The following is a 20,452-nucleotide window of genomic DNA, read 5'->3' as shown; positions in this document are numbered from 1 at the left end:
TCGACCGGCGCGCGACGCTATTCTATCGGCAACGTCAGAGCCAGTTCTCGCGGCGATACCAGCGGACGGTCTCTGCGAGCGCCTCGGCCGTGTCGGTTTGGGGGCGCCAGAGGTCAGGGGGCGGGCAGGCGCCTTTGGTGGCGACCCAGTCGGGATGCGCGATATAGCGCGCGCGGTCGGGGGTCAGCTTGGCGCGGCTGCGGCGCACCAGCTTGTCGAGCTGTCCGGTGGCCTTGAGCAAGGATGCCGGAACGCCCAGTGCCGAGACACGGTTGCGCCCGACCGCGCGGCCGACCGCGCGGGCGAAACTGCGATGCGACCAGCCGGTCTCGCGGCCATCGTCGGGTTCGTAGATCGCGCCGATGCTCGCTTCGCGATCGGCGGCGAGAGCAACGAGCAGGCGCGCGAGTTCATCAACATAGATGGCCGACATGCGGCCACTCGGCACCAGCGCTATGCCGCGCTGCGCCATGCGGAACAGGTCGAGCATCTCGGTATCGCCGGGTCCGAATACCGCGGGCGGGCGCACGATCGTCCAGTCGAGTCCACTTTCCTGGACGATGGTTTCGGCACGCGCTTTCGACCAGCCATAGTTTGAAACCTGGGGCTCGCGCGCGGTGAGCGACGAGACATGGACGAAACGCCTCACGCCTGCGTCGCGCGCGGCGTCGATGACATGGCCGGTCGCGGTGGCATTGCCTGCTTCGAATGCGGCGCGGGTGGGGACGTTGACGACGCCTGCGATATGCATGACGACATCGCTGCCCTCCGCCATTTCGGCGAGGCTGTCAGGCTTGTCGAGCGCGCCCGCAATCCAGGTGACACCCTCGCGTTCGGGTTGCGGGCGGCGGGTGAGGGCGCGGACGTGCCAGCCGGCGGCGACTGCATCGCGCATCGTCGCGCCGCCGACGAAGCCGGTCGCGCCGGTCATCGCGAGTATGGGCGTCGTTATAGCAGCACCATATGGTCGCGGTGGACCATTGCGGTGCGTGGCGCGTAGCCGAGCGTGGCTTCTTGAGCATCGCGGCCGAGGCCAAGGATCGCATTGGCGTCTGCCACGGGATATTCGGCGAGCCCGCGCGCGATGACGCGCGCGTCGGGGCCGGCGATGTCGAGGATGTCGCCGCGCGCGAAATCGCCGGTCGCGGCGGTGACGCCGGCGGCGAGCAAGCTCGCGCCGCCCTGCAATGCCTTCGCCGCGCCCGCGTCGATGATGAGGCGCCCCTTGGCGGTCAGCCCGCCCGCGAGCCAGGCTTTGCGCGCGCTCGCGCCCTTTTCGGCGACGAAAAGCGTGTGCCGCGCCGCAGTCGACAGCGGGTGCGCGATATGGCCCGAAGCGATGGCGAGATGCGCGCCCGCGGCGTTGGCGATCCGCGCCGCCGCGATCTTTGAGACCATGCCGCCTGATCCCATGCCCGACGCCGATCCGGTGTCGGCCATTGCCTCGATCGCTGCGTCGATGCGCTCGACCCGCGCGATATGCACCGCTCCCGGTTGCGCGGGGTTGCGGTCGTACAGGCCGTCGATATCGCTGAGCAAAATGACCCCGCCCGCGCCCGCCGCCTGCGCGACCCGCGCGGCGAGCCGGTCGTTGTCGCCAAAGCGGATTTCCTCGGTCGCGACGCTGTCATTCTCGTTGATCACCGGTACGACGCTCAGCGATAACAGCCGGTCGAGCGTCGCCGCGGCGTTGAGGTAGCGGCGACGGTGTTCGAGATCGTCCAATGTGACGAGCATCTGCGCCGCAGTCAGCCCTTCGGCGCCCAACACCTCGGCCCAGACCTGGCTCAGCGCGATTTGCCCGGTCGCGGCGGCGGCCTGCGCATCCTCAAGGCTTCCGCGCCCGCCTTTGGCGAGTCCTAGCCGCCGCGCGCCGAGCGCGATCGCTCCTGACGAGACGACCGCAACCTGCTGGCCCGCCCGCGTGCGCGCCGCAATATCGGCGGCGATGCCGGTGAGCCAGTCGCGCCGCACCGCGCCGTCGGGGTCGACGAGCAGCGCCGATCCGATCTTGACGATCAGGCGCGAGCAGGTGGAGGGCGCGAACAATGTCATGGCGTTGCCGATAGCGCGTGCGGGCAGGGGTGCCAATCCGAATGTCGCGCCTACGGTTCGTGCGGATGGGCGCCGAATATGCTAAGATTGCGCCACATCGAGCCTTCTGGAGAGTCGCGACCACATCACCTTGATCCAAGGAGAAAAATGATGGCGTCCGTAGTCGATGAAACAAAGCTGCATGCGTTCGTAGGCAAGATGCTGGGCGATCTGGGCGGCGCGATGAGCGTGCCGACCGTGCGTCTGGGGTTCCGGCTGGGCCTGTTCGACGCCTTGGCCGAGGCGTCCGCTAGCGCGTCCGAGCTCGCCGCGAAGGCGGGCAATTTGCACGAACGCTATGTCCGCGAATGGGCGCTGGCCCAGACCGCTGGCGGCTATGTCGACTATGATCCGGCCACCGACCGGTTCAGCCTGTCGCCCGAACAGGCGATGGTCTTTGTGAACCGTGACAGCCCGGTCTATCTTGCCGGGGCGTTCGAGCTGGTCGCCGCGATGATCGAGGCCGAGGCCAAGGTCGAGGAATGTTTCCGCCGCGGCACCGGGGTGCGCTGGGGCGATCATGCCGGCTGCCTGTTCTGCGCGACGGGGGCCTTTTTCCGCCCCGGCTATGTCAATAATATCGTGCAGGCCTGGGTACCGGCGCTCGACGGAATGGAGGACAGGTTGCGCAGCGGGGCGAAGGTCGCCGACGTCGGCTGCGGGGTCGGTTTCTCGACCTTGCTGATGGCCGACGCCTATCCCGAAAGCCGGTTTGTGGGCTTTGATTTTCACGCGCCGTCGATCGAGGAGGCGCGGCGGCATGCGGCGGATCATGGCTATGGCGACCGCGTTCGCTTCGAAGTCGCGACGGCGAAGGACATTGGCGAAGATGAATTCGACCTCATCACCATGTATGATTGCCTGCACGACATGGGCGACCCGCGCGGTTGCGCGGCGCATATGCGGCGGATATTGGCGCTGGACGGCACCTGGATGATCGTCGAGCCGATCGCGGGCGATGCCCCCGCCGACAATATGAACCCGGTCGGGCGGCTCTATTATAACGCCTCGACGATGATCTGCGTGCCGACCTCGCTCGATCAGGAGGTCGGCGAAGCTTTGGGCGCGCAGGCGGGCGAGAACCGGCTGGCGCGCATCGTTCGCGAGGGCGGCTTCGAGACCGTGCGGCGCGCGGCCGAAGGGCCGTTCAACATGGTGCTCGAAGCGCGCTGATAGTCGATCAGATCGGTGACCAGTCGCTCGACGCTTCGTCGCTGTCATCCGCATCGGCGCCCGGTTCTGGCATGCCGATGGCTTCGAGCAATTTGTCGAGCACGGCTTCGACCCCGGCGCCGCTCGCGCCGGACAGCGCCATCACCGGATGGCCGCTTTCTTCGGCGAGTTCGGCCGACAGCGCGGCGATCAGCTCGTCATCGAGCGTATCGACCTTGTTCAGCGCGACGATCACCTGCTTGTCGACGAGCTCGGCACCATAGGCCTCCAGCTCGTCGCGGACGATGCGATAGCTGGTGGCGACATCATCGTCATTCGCGTCGACGAGGTGGAGCAGCACGCGGCAGCGTTCGATATGGCCGAGGAAACGGTCGCCGACGCCGGCGCCGTCCGCGGCGCCCTCGATCAGGCCCGGAATATCAGCGACGACAAATTCATTGCCCTTGTGGCTGACGACGCCGAGCTGCGGACGCAGCGTGGTGAAGGCATAGGCGCCGACCTTGGCCTGCGCATTGCTCACCGCGTTGATGAAGGTCGATTTGCCCGCATTGGGCAGGCCGACGAGACCGGCGTCGGCGAGCAGTTTCAGCCGCAGCCACACCCACATTTCCTCGCCCGGCCAACCCGGACCATGCTGGCGCGGTGCGCGATTGGTGCTGGTCTTGTAGCTGGCATTGCCGCGGCCACCATCGCCGCCGCGCAGGAAGACGAAGCTCTCGCCTTCCTTGGTGAGGTCGGCGAGCAGGCTGCGGTCTTCGTCATCGGCGAGGACCTGGGTGCCGATCGGCACCTGAATGACCAGATCGGGGCCGCCCGCGCCGGTGCGGTCGCGGCCCGCGCCGGGGGTGCCGCGCTTGGCCTTGAAATGCTGGGTGTAGCGAAAGTCGATCAGCGTGTTCAGGCCCGCGACCGCTTTGAAGATGATGTCGCCGCCCTTGCCGCCATTGCCGCCGTCGGGGCCGCCATATTCGACATATTTCTCGCGCCGGAAGCTGACGGCACCGGGGCCGCCGTCGCCGGACTTGATGAAAACCTTGGCTTGATCGAGAAAATGCATGGTGGGGCCTTTGAGGCGAAAGCGGGAAACTACACATCAAACTCCGCCCGTGTCGAGCGAAGTCGAGATGCCCGGCAGTCGTGCGTGACCGAGGGGCATCTCGACTTCGCTCGATGCGAACGGAATGGAGGGATTGGCGCGCTCCTAGCCTGTGCCGGGCGAAATTGCCAGCCCTTACGCTTGCGGCTTCTCGCCCTGCTCGGCCCAGAAGTTGGCGATCCGCCCTGTGATCAGTTCGGTCGCCAGCACCCGCGACGTGTCGCGCGGCAGGTCGAGCGCTTCGGCCATCGGTCCGCCAAGCTGCGCATCGCCGAGTGCCATCAGAACCAGTGCCAGCGTGTCTTCGTGCATCAGGCGCTTTTCCTGCGCGTCGGGCGTCATGCCGTCGATCAGGCGATGGATCGCATCGACGATCGGGTCGAGCGCGTCGTCATTGCCCGTTGCCGCCATCCACGTCGCAAGCGCTCCGGCGCCGCCGCTGTTGAAAGCGTCGAAGGTCAGGTCGACGATTTCGCGCACGTTGCGCTCGCCCGGCGGCGATTCGGTCATTTTTTTGCCGATCGTCGCGCACACCGTTTCGGCGAGATACGCCGCGAGCGCCTTTTGCAGCCCGGCGGCGCTACCGAAATGGTGCAGCAGATTGGCATGGGTGCGGTCGACCCGCCCGGCCACCGCCTTCAATGTCACCGCTTGCGGTCCCGCCTCGATCAGGATCAGGCGCGCGGCCTCGAGTGCGACGGCACGGCTCTCCTCCGGGCTCAGGCGCTTCTTTGCAATTGACACCACTGTAAGTAACCTTTAAATCTTGCCCCACGGCGCCCCCGCGCCAACCCCGCTTTCCGACGGTGAGAAACATATGTCCAGCCTTTCCCGCTCCCCGACCCCCAAGGATCTGTCGATCAGCCCGCGCGATCGGCGTTTCGGCCGCGACGAGAAGCAGGGGCGCTGGTGGCTGAACGGCGATCCGATCGCCTCGGTCTTTCATACCGCGCTGTCGGTCACCTTCCCGAAAGGCGAGGCCATGTTCATCGAGGCAGTGAAGGCGCACCGCGATGGCGTCGACGAAAAACTTGCCCGCGAAATCCGTGCCTTCACCCAGCAGGAAGTGATCCACAGCCGCGAACATGTCGTCTTCAACAAAAAGGCGATGGAGGCGGGATATGACCTGTCGGAGTTGGAGGGCGACATTGATGAGGTGATGGAAATCATCAAGTCGCGCCCGCCGATCGTCAACCTGATGGCGACGATCGCGCTCGAACATTATACCGCGATGATGGCGTCGGTGATGCTGCGCGACGAGCGGATGTACGAAGGCGGCGAGTCCGAATGGGCGGCGCTGTGGAAATGGCACGCGATCGAGGAAATCGAGCATAAGGGCGTCGCCTATGACACCTGGCTGCACGCGACGAAGGACTGGAGTCGCTGGAAACGCTGGTGGACAAAGTCGGCGATGATGATGCTCGTCACGATGCGCTTCTGGCCGCGGCGTGTGAAGGGCATGAAGGCGCTGCTGCGGCAGGACGGCCTGACCGGCTGGCGCGTCACCGCGCGCATCTGGTGGTATCTGATCGGCAATCCGGGCGTGCTGCGCAAAAGCTTCCTGCCCTGGCTCAGCTATTTCATGCCGGGTTTCCATCCGTGGAACCATGATGACCGCGCGCTGATAAAGAAATTTGAAAGCGATTATGCCGACGCGATCATGCCGGCCTATGCATCGGCGGCGCCCACAGAACTGGCGGCTGCGGCTGCCTGACCCCTTGTTCCCGTGAAGGCGGGGCGCGGAGCGGCTCTCTCCCTCTCTCCGTTTCCCGGTCCCGCCTTCGCGGGGGCATATGATCGCCAATTGACGTCGCTGCCCGGCCTGCGGCATGTCAGCGCGATGTTTACGACACCCCCGACGCTCGAAACCGAACGGCTCCGCCTGCGGCCGCACCGCCTGTCGGACAAGGACGTCCATATTGCGATGTGGGCCGACACGCGCGTGACGCGCTTTATCGGTGGCGAACCGCGTGCGCCCGATGTCAGCTGGGGCAAGTTTCTGAGCTCGGCCGGGCTATGGCCGGTGATGGGCTTTGGCTATTGGGTGTTCGCCGACAAGGCGAGTGACAAGCTGATCGGGCAGGGCGGCCTGTCCTATTTCTGCCGCGGGATTCCCGAACTCGAAGATGTGCCCGAGGCGGGCTGGGCGTTCGATGCCGACCATTGGGGATCGGGCCTCGCGACCGAGGCGATGGGCGCGGCGCTCGGCTGGGCTGACGAATGTCTCGATGCGCTGGAGGTGCGCTGCATTATCGATCCGGGCCATGTCGCGTCGGAGAAGGTGGCGGCGAAGCTGGGCTTTCGGCGCATCGGCGAGAGTGATGCGCTGGGGAATGTCGTTACGATCTATTCGCGGCCCAAGGGGGGCTAGCGGCCCGTGCGCCAAATCCGCTCCATCCCCAACCTCCGTTCGTGCTGAGTTCGGCGAAGCACCGTCGCTTTATTCCGCGAGGTTCAAAGAAAGAACTGCCCTTCGACAAGCTCAGGGCGAACGGCTCATATTGAACCCATGTTGCTCTGGCCCCACGCGCAATGGCGATGAGCAGGGCTTACGCCCGCTCAACCACCAGCATACCGCCCTCCGCGCTGACGACGCGGACCTTCGCGCCCTCGGCCACGTCGGGTCCGCGTACTGGCCATTCGCCGTCACCGACCTTGGCGCGACCCCGGCCGTCCTCGATCGCCTGCGTCACCGTCAGCACCTCGCCGACCAGCCGGCCCGCGCGCTGGTTGAGATGCGGGTCGGTGGTGGTGATCGGATTGGCTTTCAGCCAGCGGCGCGCGCCGTAAAGCGCGACGAACGACAGGACGGCAAAGATGCCGAGCTGCGCCGGGACGGCGAGCGGGACGATCCAGGCGATGACCCCGGTGACGATCGCGGCGGTGCCAAGCCAGATGAGGAAAAAGCCCGGCATGACGATTTCGGCGGCCGCGAGCAGCACGCCGAGCGACAGCCACGCCCAATGCGGTTCCATATGGGTCAGCCAGTCGGGCATGTCAGCTTCCCTTGCGTTCGATCGCGTCGCGCGCGAGTTCGCCGATCCCGCCCAAAGTCCCGATCAGCTGGGTCGCCTCGACCGGGAAAAGGATGGTCTTGGCATTCGGGCTGGTCGCAAACTGGCTGATCGCCTCGACATATTTTTGCGCGATGAAATAGTTGATGGCCTGTGCATTGCCACCAGCAATCGCGTCGGACACCATTTGCGTCGCCTTGGCTTCGGCCTCGGCTTCGCGTTCGCGGGCCTCGGCGTCGCGGAACGCAGCCTCGCGGCGGCCCTCGGCTTGCAGGATCTGGCCCTGTTTCTCACCCTCGGCGCGCAGGATTTCCGATGCGCGCATGCCTTCGGCTTCGAGGATGTTGGCGCGCTTTTCGCGTTCGGCCTTCATCTGCCGCGCCATCGCGTTCGAAATATCGGCCGGCGGGCGAATATCCTTAATCTCGACGCGCGTGATCTTGACCCCCCAGGGCGAGGTTGCCTCGTCGACGACGACGAGCAGGCGTGCGTTAATATGGTCGCGCTTCGACAGCGTTTCGTCGAGGTCCATCGACCCCATCACGGTGCGCAGGTTCGTCGTCGTCAGGTTCATGATTGCGAGATAAAGATCGCTGACCTCATACGCCGCGCGCGCGGCGTCCAGCACCTGGAAGAAGACGACGCCATCGACGGCGACCATCGCATTGTCCTTGGTGATGATTTCCTGGCCTGGAATGTCGAGCACCTGTTCCATCATGTTGACCTTGCGGCCGACGCGATCGACGATTGGCATGATGAAGTTCAGCCCCGGCTGCGCGGTGTGGGTGTAGCGGCCGAAGCGTTCGATCGTATAGGCATAGCCCTGCCGCACGGGCGTCAGCGCCCAGACGAGAAACACCAGCGCCAAAACCACCAGTGCGAGTGCGAATTCCATCGATCATCCCCTTGCGCAAAATTCAGGTCGCGAGCCCGTCTTCCTTATTGCGGCAATGGTTTGGCTGCGCCACAGAAAAGCGCATGACTATATTTGCTCCCCGCTCGCTGCTTTATGTTCCCGGTTCCAACGCCCGTGCGCTCGAAAAGGCGCAGGGGCTGGCGGCTGACATGCTGATCATCGATCTGGAGGATGCGGTTCCCGCCGACCGCAAGGATGACGCGCGGGCGGCAATGCGCGCGGCGGTGAGCGCGGGCTTCCCTGGCAAGCGGGTCGCGGTGCGGATCAACGGCACGGGCAGCGCCGAGCAGGCGGCGGATATTGCGGCGCTGTCGGGGCTGGCACTCGATGCCATCGTGCTGCCCAAGGTCGATGCGCCGACGGACCTCGGGCCCGCGCGCGGCCTTGGCGCCCCGCTGTTCGCGATGATCGAGACCCCGGTGGCGATCTATGCCGCGCGCGACATTGCCGCTGACCCCGCGGTTGCGGGCCTCATCGCGGGACTCAACGATCTGGCGCATGAGCTGAAACTGCCTGACGGGATGGATCGCGGCGCGATGAGCCATGCGATCCAGGCGATCGTCCTCGCCGCGCGCGCGGGCAGTATCTGGTGCTTCGACGGGGTTTATAATGCGATCGACGATGCCACCGGCTTTGCCGCCGAGGCGGGCGAGGGGCGTCGGCTGGGTTTCGACGGCAAGACGTTGATCCATCCGTCGCAGGTCGATCCGTGCAATCGCGCCTTTGCGCCGTCTGCGCGCGAGATTTCCGCCGCCGAAGCGCTGGTTGCCGCCGCCATCGGCGGGGCGCAGCGGCATGAAGGGCGGATGATCGAGGATATGCATGTGGCGGCAGCGCGCACGTTGCTGGAGCGTGCCGGGCGCTGATAAAACTCCCCTCCCGTCTACGGGAGGGGCCATTCGTCGCTCTTTGCGAAGGTGTCTTGCCTGTGTGCAACGGCCATGGCATCGGCACGCTTATGCAGACGATCAAGTTTCACGCCGCGATCGCGGCCGTCGCCCTGGCCTTCGCCGCCCCCGCCACCTTTGCCATGGCCGACGACGCGCCGGTCACCGAGGCGCAGCTGGCCGATCATATCAAGATATTGGCTGGCGACGCTTTTGAAGGGCGCGCGCCGGGAACTGACGGCGAAGATCGCACGATCGCCTATGTCGTCGGCGAATGGGCGCGAGCGGGGCTGGAACCGGCGTCGGGTAGCGCGACGCCCTGGCTGCAACCGGTACCGTTCGTCGAGACGCAGGCGCTGACCGGAACCGCGAAGTTGAAGGTCAATGGCCGCGATTTCGCGCTGGGGGATGACGGCCTCATCCTGACCGGCCGCGATGCGTCGGTGGCGCTCGCAAACGTCCCGGCGATCTTCGTTGGCTATGGCATTGACGGCACGGGCAAGGTCAACGCCGACGTCAAGGGCAAGCTCGCCATCATGCTGTTCGACAATGCCCCTTTTGGCGAGAAATTGCCGCGCTATCGCGAGCGGCGGCAGATGCTGGCCGATGCCGGGGCGGCGGGCGTGCTGGTGATCGCTACCGATGCGGTGCCTTGGGCGCAGCTGCGCGAATCGCTGGGCAGCAAGACTGTGCGGCTGGCGAGTGCCTCGGCTGGCGCGCCGGTCAGCGGCTTTCTGTCGATCGAGGCCGCCGATGCGTTGCTGACGAAGGCTGGGCAGAATAGCGGCGCGCTACGCGCGGCGGCAAAGTCGCGCAATTATCGCGGCATCGCACTTCCGGTCTCGGCCGATCTGTCAACGACATCGAGCATTCGCGCGTTCACCAGCAACAATATTCTAGCCAAGCTGCCGGGCGCGAAGCCTGACGGCAAGGCGGTGCTGTTCCTTGGCCATTGGGACCATCTGGGCATTTGTGCGCCCGACAGCGCCGAGGATCGCATCTGCAACGGAGCGGTCGACAATGCGAGCGGTATTGCGGTGCTGATCGAGGTCGCGAAGCGGCTGGGCGGCGGCGTGCGGCCCGACCGCGACATTTATTTCCTCGCGACGACGGCGGAGGAAAAGGGCTTGCTCGGCGCGCATTATTTTGCCGATCATCCGGTGGTGCCGCTCAGCGATATCACCGTTGCGCTCAATATCGACACGATCACGATTTCGCCGCGCGGAACCCCGGTCGCGACGATCGGGCACGGCAAGCCCGCCTATGATGCGGTGGTCCGCAGCGTCGCGACAAAGTTCGGCCGCAAACTCGACGAGGATGGCGAGGCCGATGCCTTTGTTCAGCGGCAGGACGGCTGGGCGCTGGGCGCCAAGGGTGTGACCTCGCTGATGGTCGGCGGCAGTTTTTCGGACATGCCGCTGCTCGAGAAGTTCCTCGAGGGGGATTATCACGGGCCGGGCGACAATTTCTCCGACAGGATTCCGCTCGGCGGCGCGGCCGAAGATGCGGATTTGCACGTCGCGCTGGGCCGGGCGTTCGCCGATACCAAGGCGTGGTCGGGGACCGGCAAGTAAATTTCATTCGTCATTGCGAGCGTAGCGAAGCAATCCAGAGCGGTTCATGCTGCACTGGATTGCTTCGCTGCGCTCGCAATGACGAGGCTTTGAATTATGCCGCCTGCTTCGCCCGCTCGGTCATTTCCTGATTGAGCATTTCGGCCAGCAGGAAGGCGAGCTCAAGGCTCTGACCCGCGTTCAAACGCGGGTCGCAATGGGTGTGGTAACGGTCGGCGAGGTCCATCTGGGTCACGTCCATCGCGCCGCCGGTGCATTCGGTGACATTCTGGCCGGTCATCTCGATATGGATGCCGCCGCCATGCGTACCCTCGGCGCGGTGGACGGCGAAGAAGCCGCGCACTTCGGCGAGGATACGCTCGAACGGGCGGGTCTTGTAGCCGTTGCCGGTCTTGATGACATTGCCGTGCATCGGGTCGCACGACCAGACGACGGGGTGGCCCGATTCCTTTACCGCGCGCACGAGCTTGGGCAGATGCGCCTCGATCTTGTCATGGCCGTAACGGGTGATCAGCGTCATCCGCCCCGCGACATGATTGGGGTTCAGCGTGTCGAGCAGTCGCAGCAGCACGTCGGGCTCGAGGCTCGGACCGCACTTCATGCCGACCGGATTGCCGATACCGCGCAGATATTCGATATGCGCCGAGCCCTCGAAACGGGTGCGATCGCCGACCCACAGCATGTGGCCCGACGTGTCGTACCAGCCGCCGGTCAGGCTGTCCTGACGCGTCAGCGCCTGCTCATAGGGGAGCAGCAGCGCTTCGTGGCTGGTGTAGAAGCTCGTGCCCTTGATTTGCGGCACGGTTTCGGGGGTGACGCCGCATGCTTCCATGAAGGCGAGCGCTTCGGAAATCCGCTCGGCGGTTTCCTGATATTTCTTTGCCCACGGGCTGCGATCCATGAAGTCATGCGTCCAGGCATTAACCTGGTGCAGGTTCGCATAGCCGCCATTCGCGAAGGCGCGCAGCAGGTTCAGCGTCGCCGCCGACTGGTTGTATGCCTTGACCATGCGCTGCGGATCGGGCTCGCGGCCCACGGCTTCGAAACCGATGTCGTTGATGATGTCGCCGCGATAGCTGGGCAGCGACACGCCATCGATATCTTCCATGTCGGCTGAGCGCGGCTTGGCGAACTGGCCCGCCATGCGGCCGAGTTTCACCACCGGCATTTTCGACGCAAAGGTCAGCACCACCGCCATCTGGAGCAGCACGCGGAAGGTGTCGCGGATATTGTTCGGATGGAATTCGGCAAAGCTTTCGGCGCAGTCGCCGCCCTGGAGCAGGAATGCCTTGCCCTCGGCGACGCGGCCGAGTTCGGCGGTCAGGTCGCGCGCTTCGCCCGCGAACACCAGCGGCGGATAGTTGCTGAGCTCGCGTTCGGCGGCCGCCAGAGCGACTTCGTCGGCGTAGGTGGGAAGCTGGCGAGCCTCGTGCGAGCGCCAGCTATGCGGTTGCCATGGTTGCGTCATCTGTCCGTCTTCTATGTTTTCCGTGCGAATCGAGCGCTGCCATGGCGCGAATGCGCCCGGGAAGCAATGTGCGCAGGGTTCGAAGGCGCGAAAATTAGCATTTTCGCCGGTTTCGCGCACCTATGCTTTTCTTGATGGCCGAAAACTGTTAGTTTCTTACGGTTTTCGGAATGTCCCCTTGATTGTGCGTCCAAGGCGTTCGGCAATCGGTAACGTTATCCGCCTAGATACACATAGTGATCTAAGGGGTCACGCGACGCGGAACGATCTGGTTATGGCGAATTTCGATCCTTTCTGGTTCGGATATGGGGCGCTGCTGCTACTGCTTGCGGCTAGCTTTGCCGCGCGTCTCGACCATGTTCGACTGGCCTTGGCGGCCGCTGCGCTGCTGGCGTTGCCGGTCGCAATCTTCCACTGGAATAGCATCGGACTGGCCATCGTGCTGGTGGCGATATTGCTGGCCAATGCCGCGCTGTCGGCGCGGCTGTGGCTGCGCGATACAAAGATCGCCTTCTCGGCCGAGGAACAGGAATTGCGCCGTCAGCACTTCGACGGTCTGAGCGCCGTTGCCGTGCGACAGCTGATGGATCAGGGGAACTGGATTTCGGCGCGGCGCGGCGATGTGTTGATCCGCGAGAATCAGGCGGCGCCCAGCCTTTTCTATCTGGCGGAGGGGGAGGCGGTGATTTTGCGCGACGGAGCCGAGGTCGGAATGGTCACCGGCGGAGCGCTGATCGGCGAAGCGACGGTGCTCGACGGTGCTCACGCCACTGGCACCGTGACGCTCGCCGGCCATGCGCGGCTGTGGTTCGTACCCGCGGCGGCGCTGCGCGCCTATCTGGCGGCGAACCCCGAAATCGCCGGGGCGCTGCACGAAGGCTTTGCACGGGCGCTCCGCGGAAAATTGGCGAATGCAAACGCTCGCATTGCCGATCGCTCGCCGCTATTGTGACCGCATGGCACTGACACTCTATGGAATTTCGAACTGCGATACGGTGAAGAAAGCGCGCGTCTGGCTTGGTGAGCAGGGCGTTGCCTATCATTTTCACGATGTGCGCAAGGATGGGCTCGACCCGGACCGACTCAAGGGTTGGGTCGAGGCGCTGGGCTGGGAAAAATTGCTCAACAAGAGCGGGACAACCTTTCGCAAACTGCCTGACGCCCAGAAACAGGGGCTCGACGCCGCATCGGCCATCGCATTGATGCTCGATCAACCCGCGATGATCCGGCGCCCCGTCGTCGAATCGGCGGACGGGATCAGTGTCGGTTTCTCTGCCGCCGACTGGCAGGCGCGTTTTGCAGCATGACCCGCTGGCTGGCGGCCCCGCTTGCGGTGCTGCTGCTTGCCGGCTGCGCGGTTAAAGAGGTGACGGCGCAACCGACCCTTGGCGGCCAGCTACCGATCGTCATTGCGCACCGCGGCGCGTCGGGCGAACGGCCTGAACATACGCTGGCAAGCTATGAGTTGGCGATCGAACAGGGCGCCGATTTCATCGAACCCGACCTGGTGCTGACCAGGGATGGTGTGCTGGTGGCGCGGCACGAGAATGAGATTTCGGGCACGACCGACGTTGCCGATCGCGCCGAATATGCGGCGCGAAAAGCGACCAAGACGATCGACGGAGTGAAGGTAACCGGCTGGTTCACTGAAGATTTTACGCTGGCTGAGTTGAAGGCGCTGCGCGCGCGCGAGCGGCTGCCGAAATTGCGCGGCACCGTTTATGATGGGCGGTTCGAGATTCCGACCTTCGAGGAAATATTGACGCTGCTGGCTCGCGCCAACAAGGGCCGCGACAAACCCGTCGGCGTCTATCCTGAAACCAAGCATCCCGGTTATTTCATATCGATCGGCCTGCCGCATGAGGCGCCGCTGCTGACGATCCTCGACCGCTTCGGCTATCGCGGCCGCACGGCGCCGGTCTTCATCCAGAGCTTCGAGGTTGCAAACCTCAAGGCGCTGCGGCTGAAGAGCGATCTGCCGCTGATCCAGTTGATGGAAGGCGCGGGCGGCCCCGCCGATATGCCTGGCACCAGCTATGCCGCCATGGCGTCACCTGCGGGGCTCAAGGCCATTGCGGCCTATGCCGACGGCATCGGTCCCGACAAGGCAATGGTGATTCCGCGCGGCGCGCTTGGCGCATTGGGCGATCCGACAAGCCTGGTGCGCGATGCCCATGCCGTGGGATTAAGGGTCCATCCGTGGACCTTTCGCCGCGAAAATTATTTCCTGCCGCTCGGCGACAAGGGCGGGGTCAATCCTGCCGAGCATGGCGATCTTGGTTCCGAAATTTCTATCTATCTGAAAACCGGGATCGACGGGCTGTTCAGCGACAATGTGCGCGAAGCGGTTCCAGCGGTCAGAAAAGGAAACGCCAAGCCATGACCGACAAAGCCCTGGGCCAGAGCGGCCTTGCGATCCCGCCGCTGGTACTCGGCGGCAATGTCTTTGGCTGGACCGCCGACCGCGCGGCAAGCTTCGCCGTCCTCGACCGTTTCGTCGAAGGCGGCGGGACGATGATCGACACCGCCGATGTCTATTCGGCGTGGGTCGATGGCCATAAGGGCGGCGAATCCGAAAGCATGATCGGCGAGTGGTTAAGGGCCAGCGGCGCGCGCGGCCGCGTGCTGATCGCGACCAAGGTCGGGATGATGTCGGGCGGGCTCCGGCCCGACGGGGTTCGCGCCGCCGCCGCGGCGTCGCTCGACCGACTGGGCGTCGACACGATCGACCTGTATTTTGCGCATAAGGATGATCCCGATGTGCCGCTTGATGAAATGCTGGGCGCGTTTGCCGAACTGATCGACGCGGGGCAGGTTCGCGCGATTGGTGCGTCCAATTATACTGCCGAACGGCTGGCCGGTGCGCTGCGCGTCGCCGATGCAAAGGGACTGCCGCGCTTCACCGCGATGCAGCCCGAGCTCAACCTGCTCGACCGCGATCAATATGAAGGCGCGCTGCAGCAGCTGTGCGTCGCCGAGAATATCGGGGTCGTGCCTTATTACAGCCTCGCCTCGGGCTATTTGTCGGGCAAATATCGCAGCACTGACGACCTCAGTAAAAGTCCGCGCGGCTATAAGGCCAAATCCTATATGGAGGGGCGCGGCCCCGCAGTCCTTGCGGTGCTGGACGGGATCGCGGCCGAAACCGGCGCCACCCTGTCGCAAATCGCGCTTGCGTGGGTTGCACAGCAACCGGGCGTGACCGCGCCGATCGCGAGTGCAACGACGGTGACCCAGCTCGAAGAATTGCTCGGCAGCATGAAACTGGAATTGCGCGCCGATCAACTCGCGGCTTTGAGCGCAGCCTAGTCTGTCAAAACCGTTATCGCTGCGCTGCAACAATAGCGGTTTCGTCCGGCCAGTTTAGCGGCTAAACCCCGCCGCATGTCTACGCTCCCCAAAACGCTCACCTTCGATACGTCGACGAGCCGAGCCAACCCGACCCCGCAGCCGATGAAGCGGCTGACGGTGCCACGTATCCGCCAGAGCAAGGGCGGCGAACCGCTGGTGATGCTGACGGCCTATACCGTTCGTATGGCGCAGCTGCTCGACCCGCATTGTGACATGCTGCTGGTTGGCGATTCGCTGGCGCAGGTGATCTATGGTCTGCCGCACACGGTCGGCGTGACGATGGAGATGATGGCGCTGCACGGCGCGGCGGTGGTGCGCGGCAGCTATCACGCCGCAGTCATCGTCGACATGCCGTTCGGCAGCTATGAAATGAGCCCCGAACAGGCGTTTAACAATGCAGCGCGTTTGCTCAAGGAAACCGGCGCCGCAGCGGTGAAGGTCGAGGGCGGCAAGGTGCTGGCCCCGACGATCGAATTTCTGACCCAGCGCGGTATTCCGGTCATGGGTCATGTCGGGTTGACGCCGCAGGCGGTCAATATTTTGGGCGGCTATGGCGTGCGCGGCAAAAGCGATGCCGAAGCCCGTTCGATCGTCGAAGATGCGGTCGCGGTCGCGCAGGCGGGCGCCTTTTCGATCGTGATCGAAGGCGTACTCGAATCGATTGCGATCGAGATTACGAACAAGGTCGAATGTCCGACGATCGGGATCGGGGCATCGGTGCAATGCGACGGCCAGGTGCTGGTGACCGACGACATGCTGGGCATGTTCGAACGCGTCCCCAAGTTCGTCAAACGCTATCAGGATATGGCGGGTGTCGTCGACGGTGCGGTCAAGGACTATGCCGACGAAGTCAGGTCCCGTTCATTCCCGACCGCCGATCAAATCTACGCTGGCTGACGGTCGCCCGCGATGTCGGCGCCGGGGGCCGAGTGAATCACTTGGCCTTTTTCGGCGCTGTCGCTAAGGAAGCGGCCGGCCCCGGAGCCACGAACGAGTTATGGAGGTTTGATTGGCCCTGAGCCCGACCAACGATGCAGCGCTGTTGCAGGAAGTCGACGAGGCGGTTCGCAAGGATCGGCTTGAGACGATCATGCAGCGCTATGGGCGCTGGATCATCGGCGGCGCCATCGCGGCGTTGCTGGCGTTCGGCGGCTATCTCTATTGGAGCCATCATCAGGAGAGCCTGCGGGGCGAAAAGGCCGAGGAATTGCTGGCAGCGTTTGAAAAGGCCGCCACGAGCCAGCCGACCGCCGCGACGAGCGAACTCAAAAAGCTGGAAGCGGGCGATGACGCGACCTATCGCGCCGCCGCGCTGATCCAGCAGGGAAATATGAAGGCCGCCGCAGGCGACCTGAAGGGCGCCGCCGCAATCATGGCCAGGGTTGCCGCCGACACCAAACTTGACCCGGCGCTGCGCGACCTCGGGCTGATCCGCCAGACCGCGCTGGAGTTCGATACGCTGAAGCCCGAAGTGGTTATCGCGCGCATGAAGCCGATGGTCGATGCCAAGGATCCGGCGTCGAGCCTGTTCCCCAGCGCCGCCGAGTTGACGGCGATCGCACATTATCAGCTCGGCCAGTTCGACAAGGCCGGGGCGCTTTACGGCCGTATCGCCAAATTGCCCAAGGCACCGAAATCGCTGCAATCGCGCGCGGTGCAGATGGCAGGAATGCTGGGCGTCGATGCCGTTGCCGACCGCGCGGCGGAAAGCGTCGCGAACGACCAAAAAGGCAATGCTGCGCCGAAGGTAGCGGCAGCCGGAAAAGCTGAGGAAGCCAATTAATATGCGGAAGACGCGTTACGGACTTTATGCGGCGCTGCTGGCGCTGCCCCTCGCCGGTTGCGGTGTGATCAAGGGCGATGGCGGACCGAAGACCCCGACGGTGGGTGAACGCGTATCGATCCTGTCCAATGACAATAGCATCAAGGTCGACCCGGCAACCGAGTCGATCGCTGTCGTGCTGCCCGAACCGGTGGTCAACGCCGGTTGGACGCAGTCGGGCGGCAATGCGTCGAAATCGATGGGCCATCTGGCGCTCGGCGCGACCCGCAGCCAGATTTGGCAGGCGGATATCGCTGGCGGAACGAACAAGCAGCGGCTTGCCGCATCGCCGGTGATCGCTGACAACCGTCTGTTCGTCGTCGGCACCGACGGGGCCGTGACCGCCCTTGCCGCCGATACTGGTGCGCCGCTTTGGCGGACGCCGATCGGCAGCACCGGCAAGGATTATAAGGATTCGCTGTTCGGTGGCGGCGCCGGGGTCGATGGCTCGGTCGTTTATGCGACGAGTGGCGCGGGCGATGTTGCGGCGCTGAACGTCGCCGACGGGTCGGTGATCTGGAAGGTGAAGCCCGCGGGTCCGCTGCGCGGTGCGCCGACGATCGCTTTCGGCGGCGTCTATGTTATCAGTCAGGATAATCAGATCATTGCGCTCAACAGCGCGAATGGTGCGGTGCTGTGGCAGGCAACGGCTTCGCTCGAAGCCGGGAGTATTTTCGGCGCCGGGTCGCCCGCTGCCGGGCAGGGAACGATCGTCGCCGGCTTCTCGTCGGGCGAGGTTCAGGCCTATCGTTACGAAAACGGCCGCGACCTGTGGGAAGACGCGCTGGCACGCACGTCGATGGCGCTGTCGGTTTCGACGCTCACCGATGTCGATGCCGATCCGGTCATCGATCGCGGCCATGTCTTCGCGCTTGGTCAGGGCGGCCGTATGGCGAGCTATGAGCTCGTTACCGGCCAGCGCAGCTGGGAAATTTCGATCGCCGGCATTTCGACGCCCTATGTGGTCGGCGAATGGGTTTATGCGATGACCGACGACGGCAAGCTGCTGTGCGTCGCGCGCGGTTCCGGCAAGGTGCGCTGGTTGCAACAGCTCGCTCGCTTCCGTGTCGAGACCGAAAAGAAGAAGAAGGACCCGATCCGCTGGACCGGGCCGATTCTGGCGGGCGGGCGGTTGATCGCGGTCAACAGCGAAGGCACGTTGGCCGAATATTCGCCGACCGACGGTTCGCTGCTTGGTTCGACCGATTTCAAGACCCCGCTGTCGCAGGCACCGGTGGTCGCGAACAATATTTTGTATATTTTGGCAGACGACGGACGCATCACGGCCTGGCGCTAAGGCGCTCGGGCCGGGGCGGGCCCGGCGCAACACAGGGATAATATCATGTCGCGATCCACGACGATCGCCATTGTCGGTCGGCCGAATGTCGGCAAATCGACTTTGTTCAACCGGCTTGTCGGCAAGCGCCTTGCGCTGGTCGACGATCAGCCGGGGGTGACGCGCGACCGGCGCGAAGGCGATGGGCAGCTGCTCGGGCTGACTTTCGGCATTGTCGACACCGCAGGGTTCGAGGATCAGGATGCGGCAACGCTTCCCGGCCGGATGCGCGTGCAGACCGAAAAGGCGGTGCGCGAGGCCGATGCCGCGCTGTTCATGATCGATGGCCGGGCCGGCGTGACTCCGCTCGACGAGGAAATCGCGCGCTGGTTGCGCAGCGAGAACACGCCGATCATCCTTGTCGTCAACAAGGCCGAGGGCAAGCAGGGCGAAGAGGGGCTGATGGAGGCCTATTCGCTTGGCTTCGACAATCCCATTGCGCTCAGCGCCGAACATGGCGGCGGAATGGTCGAATTGTTCGATGCCCTGCGTCCGATCGTCGAGCCCGATGGTCAGGTCGAGGAAGAAGAAGTCGCAGGCGACGACGACGAGGAAAACCTCGGCCCGATGAAGCTTGCGATCGTCGGTCGTCCGAACGCTGGCAAGTCGACGCTGATCAACCGCATGATCGGCGAGGATCGGCTGATCACCGGACCCGAGGCGGGGATTACCCGTGATTCGATCCGCGTCGAATGGCAGTGGGAAAATGACGGCGAGGTCCACGAGATCCAGCTGTTCGACACCGCCGGGATGCGCAAGCGCGCCAAGGTGCAGGACAAGCTCGAGAAATTGTCGGTCGCCGACGCGCTCCATGCGGTCGATTTCGCCGAGGTTGTCGTGTTGCTGCTCGACGCCACCAAAGGCCTTGAGTCGCAGGATTTGCACATCGCCGACCGCGTGCTGCAGGAAGGCCGCGCGCTGATCGTCGCGCTCAACAAATGGGACGTTGCCGAGGATCCGTCGGCGCTGTTCAACGGCGTGCGCAGCGCGCTCGAAGACGGGCTCAGCCAGGTCAAAGGTGTCCCGGTGCTCAGTATTTCGGGGGCAACGGGCAAGGGGATCGATACGCTGGTCCGGGTGGCTTTCGAGCAGCGGGCGATCTGGAACAATCGCGTTTCAACCGCGAAGCTCAACCGCTGGTTCGAAAATGCGGTCGAAAATAATCCGCCGCCGGCTCCCGGCGGCAAGCGGATCAAGCTGCGCTATGTCACGCAGGCGCGCACGCGTCCGCCGACCTTCGTGGTGTTCGGGACCCGCACCGATGCGTTGCCCGGCAGCTATACGCGCTATCTGGTCAATGGCCTGCGCAAGGAAATGGGGTTCCAGGGTGTGCCGATCCGGATGAACTTCCGCAACTCGCGCAACCCCTATGACGAATGACGACGCCTGACGCCGAAGGCGCGCGGGTCGTCGACGCGCGCGGCATGCGTTGCCCGTGGCCGGCACTCCGATTGGCGCGCGCGATGCGCGATGCGCCGCACGTCCTGCTGATTGCCGATGACCCCCAGGCGGGACGCGAGGTTGCGGCGTTGGCAAGCGAGCATGGCTGGCAGGTGGAGGCCGAACCGGCCGCAGGCGGCGCGGAGCAGTGGCGGGTCCGCCGCGGCTGACCCGAAATGACGCATTTTTGTTGGTATAGCTGGGCGGCGTAACGTCTTTTTTACCGTCTTTGGGGCAGGGGTGGCTGGGGACCACTGACCAAATTGCACACCAAGGGACGG

General features: G+C 64.5%; 21 protein-coding genes. 14 read left to right on the top strand and 7 right to left on the bottom strand.

The window, feature by feature from the left end:
• Window positions 1–34: 34 nt before the first annotated feature.
• Window positions 35–931 (bottom strand): NAD-dependent epimerase/dehydratase family protein, encoded by an 897-nt coding sequence (locus CDQ91_RS09640; RefSeq protein WP_088472499.1) that lies wholly within the window; start codon window positions 929–931, stop codon window positions 35–37.
• Window positions 932–948: 17 nt separating this feature from the next.
• A complete protein-coding gene (gene proB / locus CDQ91_RS09635) occupies window positions 949–2,055 on the bottom strand; it encodes a glutamate 5-kinase (RefSeq protein WP_088472669.1) in 1,107 nt (368 codons plus the stop codon).
• A gap of 147 nt (window positions 2,056–2,202) precedes the next feature.
• On the opposite strand from proB, the gene CDQ91_RS09630 reads away from it, so the two are divergent.
• Window positions 2,203–3,267: a class I SAM-dependent methyltransferase gene (locus CDQ91_RS09630; protein ID WP_237245913.1), complete on the top strand. Its 1,065-nt coding sequence runs from the start codon at window positions 2,203–2,205 to the stop codon at window positions 3,265–3,267.
• 7 nt (window positions 3,268–3,274) lie between these two features.
• Here CDQ91_RS09630 and obgE read toward each other — a convergent pair whose 3' ends face one another.
• Both obgE and CDQ91_RS09620 read right to left on the bottom strand, forming a co-directional pair.
• A complete protein-coding gene (obgE, locus tag CDQ91_RS09625) occupies window positions 3,275–4,324 on the bottom strand; it encodes a GTPase ObgE (protein ID WP_088472497.1) in 1,050 nt (349 codons plus the stop codon).
• 174 nt (window positions 4,325–4,498) lie between these two features.
• Window positions 4,499–5,107, bottom strand: a complete 609-nt coding sequence (locus tag CDQ91_RS09620; protein ID WP_088472668.1) for a TetR/AcrR family transcriptional regulator — start codon at window positions 5,105–5,107, stop codon at window positions 4,499–4,501.
• A gap of 73 nt (window positions 5,108–5,180) precedes the next feature.
• Between CDQ91_RS09620 and CDQ91_RS09615 the strand changes: the two genes are divergently transcribed.
• The gene (locus tag CDQ91_RS09615) at window positions 5,181–6,077 is read left to right on the top strand and encodes a metal-dependent hydrolase (protein ID WP_088472496.1); all 897 of its coding nucleotides are present in this window, start codon (window positions 5,181–5,183) and stop codon (window positions 6,075–6,077) included.
• A gap of 90 nt (window positions 6,078–6,167) precedes the next feature.
• Window positions 6,168–6,734, top strand: coding sequence for a GNAT family N-acetyltransferase (locus tag CDQ91_RS09610; protein WP_237245912.1), 567 nt, complete (start codon window positions 6,168–6,170; stop codon window positions 6,732–6,734).
• 178 nt (window positions 6,735–6,912) lie between these two features.
• Here the strand turns inward: CDQ91_RS09610 and CDQ91_RS09605 are convergent, their stop codons facing one another.
• Complete coding sequence (locus tag CDQ91_RS09605) at window positions 6,913–7,359, bottom strand: NfeD family protein (protein WP_088472495.1); 447 nt, start codon at window positions 7,357–7,359, stop codon at window positions 6,913–6,915.
• A 1-nt stretch (window position 7,360) separates the two neighbouring features.
• Window positions 7,361–8,272 carry an SPFH domain-containing protein gene (locus CDQ91_RS09600; RefSeq protein ID WP_088472494.1) on the bottom strand — a complete coding sequence of 304 codons (912 nt, stop codon included), beginning with the start codon at window positions 8,270–8,272 and terminating at the stop codon, window positions 7,361–7,363.
• 83 nt (window positions 8,273–8,355) lie between these two features.
• Between CDQ91_RS09600 and CDQ91_RS09595 the strand changes: the two genes are divergently transcribed.
• Both CDQ91_RS09595 and CDQ91_RS09590 read left to right on the top strand, forming a co-directional pair.
• The gene (locus CDQ91_RS09595) at window positions 8,356–9,159 is read left to right on the top strand and encodes an HpcH/HpaI aldolase/citrate lyase family protein (protein WP_088472493.1); all 804 of its coding nucleotides are present in this window, start codon (window positions 8,356–8,358) and stop codon (window positions 9,157–9,159) included.
• Window positions 9,160–9,221: 62 nt separating this feature from the next.
• Complete coding sequence (locus CDQ91_RS09590; RefSeq protein ID WP_237245911.1) at window positions 9,222–10,754, top strand: M28 family peptidase; 1,533 nt, start codon at window positions 9,222–9,224, stop codon at window positions 10,752–10,754.
• A gap of 94 nt (window positions 10,755–10,848) precedes the next feature.
• On the opposite strand, the gene CDQ91_RS09585 is transcribed toward CDQ91_RS09590, so the two are convergent.
• Window positions 10,849–12,222: a class II 3-deoxy-7-phosphoheptulonate synthase gene (locus tag CDQ91_RS09585; RefSeq protein ID WP_088472665.1), complete on the bottom strand. Its 1,374-nt coding sequence runs from the start codon at window positions 12,220–12,222 to the stop codon at window positions 10,849–10,851.
• A 274-nt stretch (window positions 12,223–12,496) separates the two neighbouring features.
• Between CDQ91_RS09585 and CDQ91_RS09580 the strand changes: the two genes are divergently transcribed.
• From CDQ91_RS09580 to CDQ91_RS09540, 9 genes are all read left to right on the top strand, one after another.
• The gene (locus CDQ91_RS09580; protein WP_088472492.1) at window positions 12,497–13,174 is read left to right on the top strand and encodes a Crp/Fnr family transcriptional regulator; all 678 of its coding nucleotides are present in this window, start codon (window positions 12,497–12,499) and stop codon (window positions 13,172–13,174) included.
• Between the two features lie 4 nt (window positions 13,175–13,178).
• Window positions 13,179–13,529, top strand: a complete 351-nt coding sequence (locus CDQ91_RS09575; RefSeq protein ID WP_088472491.1) for an ArsC family reductase — start codon at window positions 13,179–13,181, stop codon at window positions 13,527–13,529.
• Window positions 13,526–14,605 carry a glycerophosphodiester phosphodiesterase gene (locus CDQ91_RS09570; RefSeq protein WP_088472490.1) on the top strand — a complete coding sequence of 360 codons (1,080 nt, stop codon included), beginning with the start codon at window positions 13,526–13,528 and terminating at the stop codon, window positions 14,603–14,605. The genes CDQ91_RS09575 and CDQ91_RS09570 overlap by 4 nt, the downstream gene beginning before the upstream one ends.
• The gene (locus CDQ91_RS09565) at window positions 14,602–15,531 is read left to right on the top strand and encodes an aldo/keto reductase (RefSeq protein WP_088472489.1); all 930 of its coding nucleotides are present in this window, start codon (window positions 14,602–14,604) and stop codon (window positions 15,529–15,531) included. The genes CDQ91_RS09570 and CDQ91_RS09565 overlap by 4 nt, the downstream gene beginning before the upstream one ends.
• Window positions 15,532–15,606: 75 nt before the next feature.
• Window positions 15,607–16,470, top strand: coding sequence for a 3-methyl-2-oxobutanoate hydroxymethyltransferase (panB, locus tag CDQ91_RS09560; RefSeq protein WP_088472488.1), 864 nt, complete (start codon window positions 15,607–15,609; stop codon window positions 16,468–16,470).
• A 112-nt stretch (window positions 16,471–16,582) separates the two neighbouring features.
• Window positions 16,583–17,356, top strand: coding sequence for a tetratricopeptide repeat protein (locus CDQ91_RS09555; RefSeq protein ID WP_088472487.1), 774 nt, complete (start codon window positions 16,583–16,585; stop codon window positions 17,354–17,356).
• A 1-nt stretch (window position 17,357) separates the two neighbouring features.
• Entirely contained in the window at window positions 17,358–18,692 is a 1,335-nt protein-coding gene (locus tag CDQ91_RS09550; RefSeq protein WP_088472486.1) for an outer membrane protein assembly factor BamB family protein, read from the top strand.
• A 45-nt stretch (window positions 18,693–18,737) separates the two neighbouring features.
• Window positions 18,738–20,111, top strand: coding sequence for a ribosome biogenesis GTPase Der (gene der / locus CDQ91_RS09545; RefSeq protein WP_088472485.1), 1,374 nt, complete (start codon window positions 18,738–18,740; stop codon window positions 20,109–20,111).
• Window positions 20,108–20,341, top strand: a complete 234-nt coding sequence (locus tag CDQ91_RS09540; protein ID WP_088472484.1) for a sulfurtransferase TusA family protein — start codon at window positions 20,108–20,110, stop codon at window positions 20,339–20,341. Before der ends, CDQ91_RS09540 begins: the two co-directional genes overlap by 4 nt.
• The last annotated feature ends 111 nt before the right edge of the window (window positions 20,342–20,452 follow it).

This window comes from Sphingopyxis witflariensis, assembly GCF_002205635.1.
Classification (GTDB): Bacteria; Pseudomonadota; Alphaproteobacteria; order Sphingomonadales; family Sphingomonadaceae; genus Sphingopyxis; species Sphingopyxis witflariensis.
This window is presented reverse-complemented; position numbering and strand designations above follow the sequence as displayed.

What these genes read in the sequence shown, in the direction of transcription:
- CDQ91_RS09640 (WP_088472499.1), bottom strand. Translation starts at nt 931, where the DNA reads ATGACCGGCGCGACCGGCTTCGTCGGCGGCGCGACGATGCGCGATGCA.
- proB (WP_088472669.1), bottom strand. Translation starts at nt 2,055, where the DNA reads ATGACATTGTTCGCGCCCTCCACCTGCTCGCGCCTGATCGTCAAGATC.
- CDQ91_RS09630 (WP_237245913.1), top strand. Translation starts at nt 2,203, where the DNA reads ATGATGGCGTCCGTAGTCGATGAAACAAAGCTGCATGCGTTCGTAGGC.
- obgE (WP_088472497.1), bottom strand. Translation starts at nt 4,324, where the DNA reads ATGCATTTTCTCGATCAAGCCAAGGTTTTCATCAAGTCCGGCGACGGC.
- CDQ91_RS09615 (WP_088472496.1), top strand. Translation starts at nt 5,181, where the DNA reads ATGTCCAGCCTTTCCCGCTCCCCGACCCCCAAGGATCTGTCGATCAGC.
- CDQ91_RS09605 (WP_088472495.1), bottom strand. Translation starts at nt 7,359, where the DNA reads ATGCCCGACTGGCTGACCCATATGGAACCGCATTGGGCGTGGCTGTCG.
- CDQ91_RS09600 (WP_088472494.1), bottom strand. Translation starts at nt 8,272, where the DNA reads ATGGAATTCGCACTCGCACTGGTGGTTTTGGCGCTGGTGTTTCTCGTC.
- CDQ91_RS09595 (WP_088472493.1), top strand. Translation starts at nt 8,356, where the DNA reads ATGACTATATTTGCTCCCCGCTCGCTGCTTTATGTTCCCGGTTCCAAC.
- CDQ91_RS09585 (WP_088472665.1), bottom strand. Translation starts at nt 12,222, where the DNA reads ATGACGCAACCATGGCAACCGCATAGCTGGCGCTCGCACGAGGCTCGC.
- CDQ91_RS09580 (WP_088472492.1), top strand. Translation starts at nt 12,497, where the DNA reads ATGGCGAATTTCGATCCTTTCTGGTTCGGATATGGGGCGCTGCTGCTA.
- CDQ91_RS09575 (WP_088472491.1), top strand. Translation starts at nt 13,179, where the DNA reads ATGGCACTGACACTCTATGGAATTTCGAACTGCGATACGGTGAAGAAA.
- CDQ91_RS09570 (WP_088472490.1), top strand. Translation starts at nt 13,526, where the DNA reads ATGACCCGCTGGCTGGCGGCCCCGCTTGCGGTGCTGCTGCTTGCCGGC.
- CDQ91_RS09565 (WP_088472489.1), top strand. Translation starts at nt 14,602, where the DNA reads ATGACCGACAAAGCCCTGGGCCAGAGCGGCCTTGCGATCCCGCCGCTG.
- panB (WP_088472488.1), top strand. Translation starts at nt 15,607, where the DNA reads ATGTCTACGCTCCCCAAAACGCTCACCTTCGATACGTCGACGAGCCGA.
- CDQ91_RS09550 (WP_088472486.1), top strand. Translation starts at nt 17,358, where the DNA reads ATGCGGAAGACGCGTTACGGACTTTATGCGGCGCTGCTGGCGCTGCCC.
- der (WP_088472485.1), top strand. Translation starts at nt 18,738, where the DNA reads ATGTCGCGATCCACGACGATCGCCATTGTCGGTCGGCCGAATGTCGGC.
- CDQ91_RS09540 (WP_088472484.1), top strand. Translation starts at nt 20,108, where the DNA reads ATGACGACGCCTGACGCCGAAGGCGCGCGGGTCGTCGACGCGCGCGGC.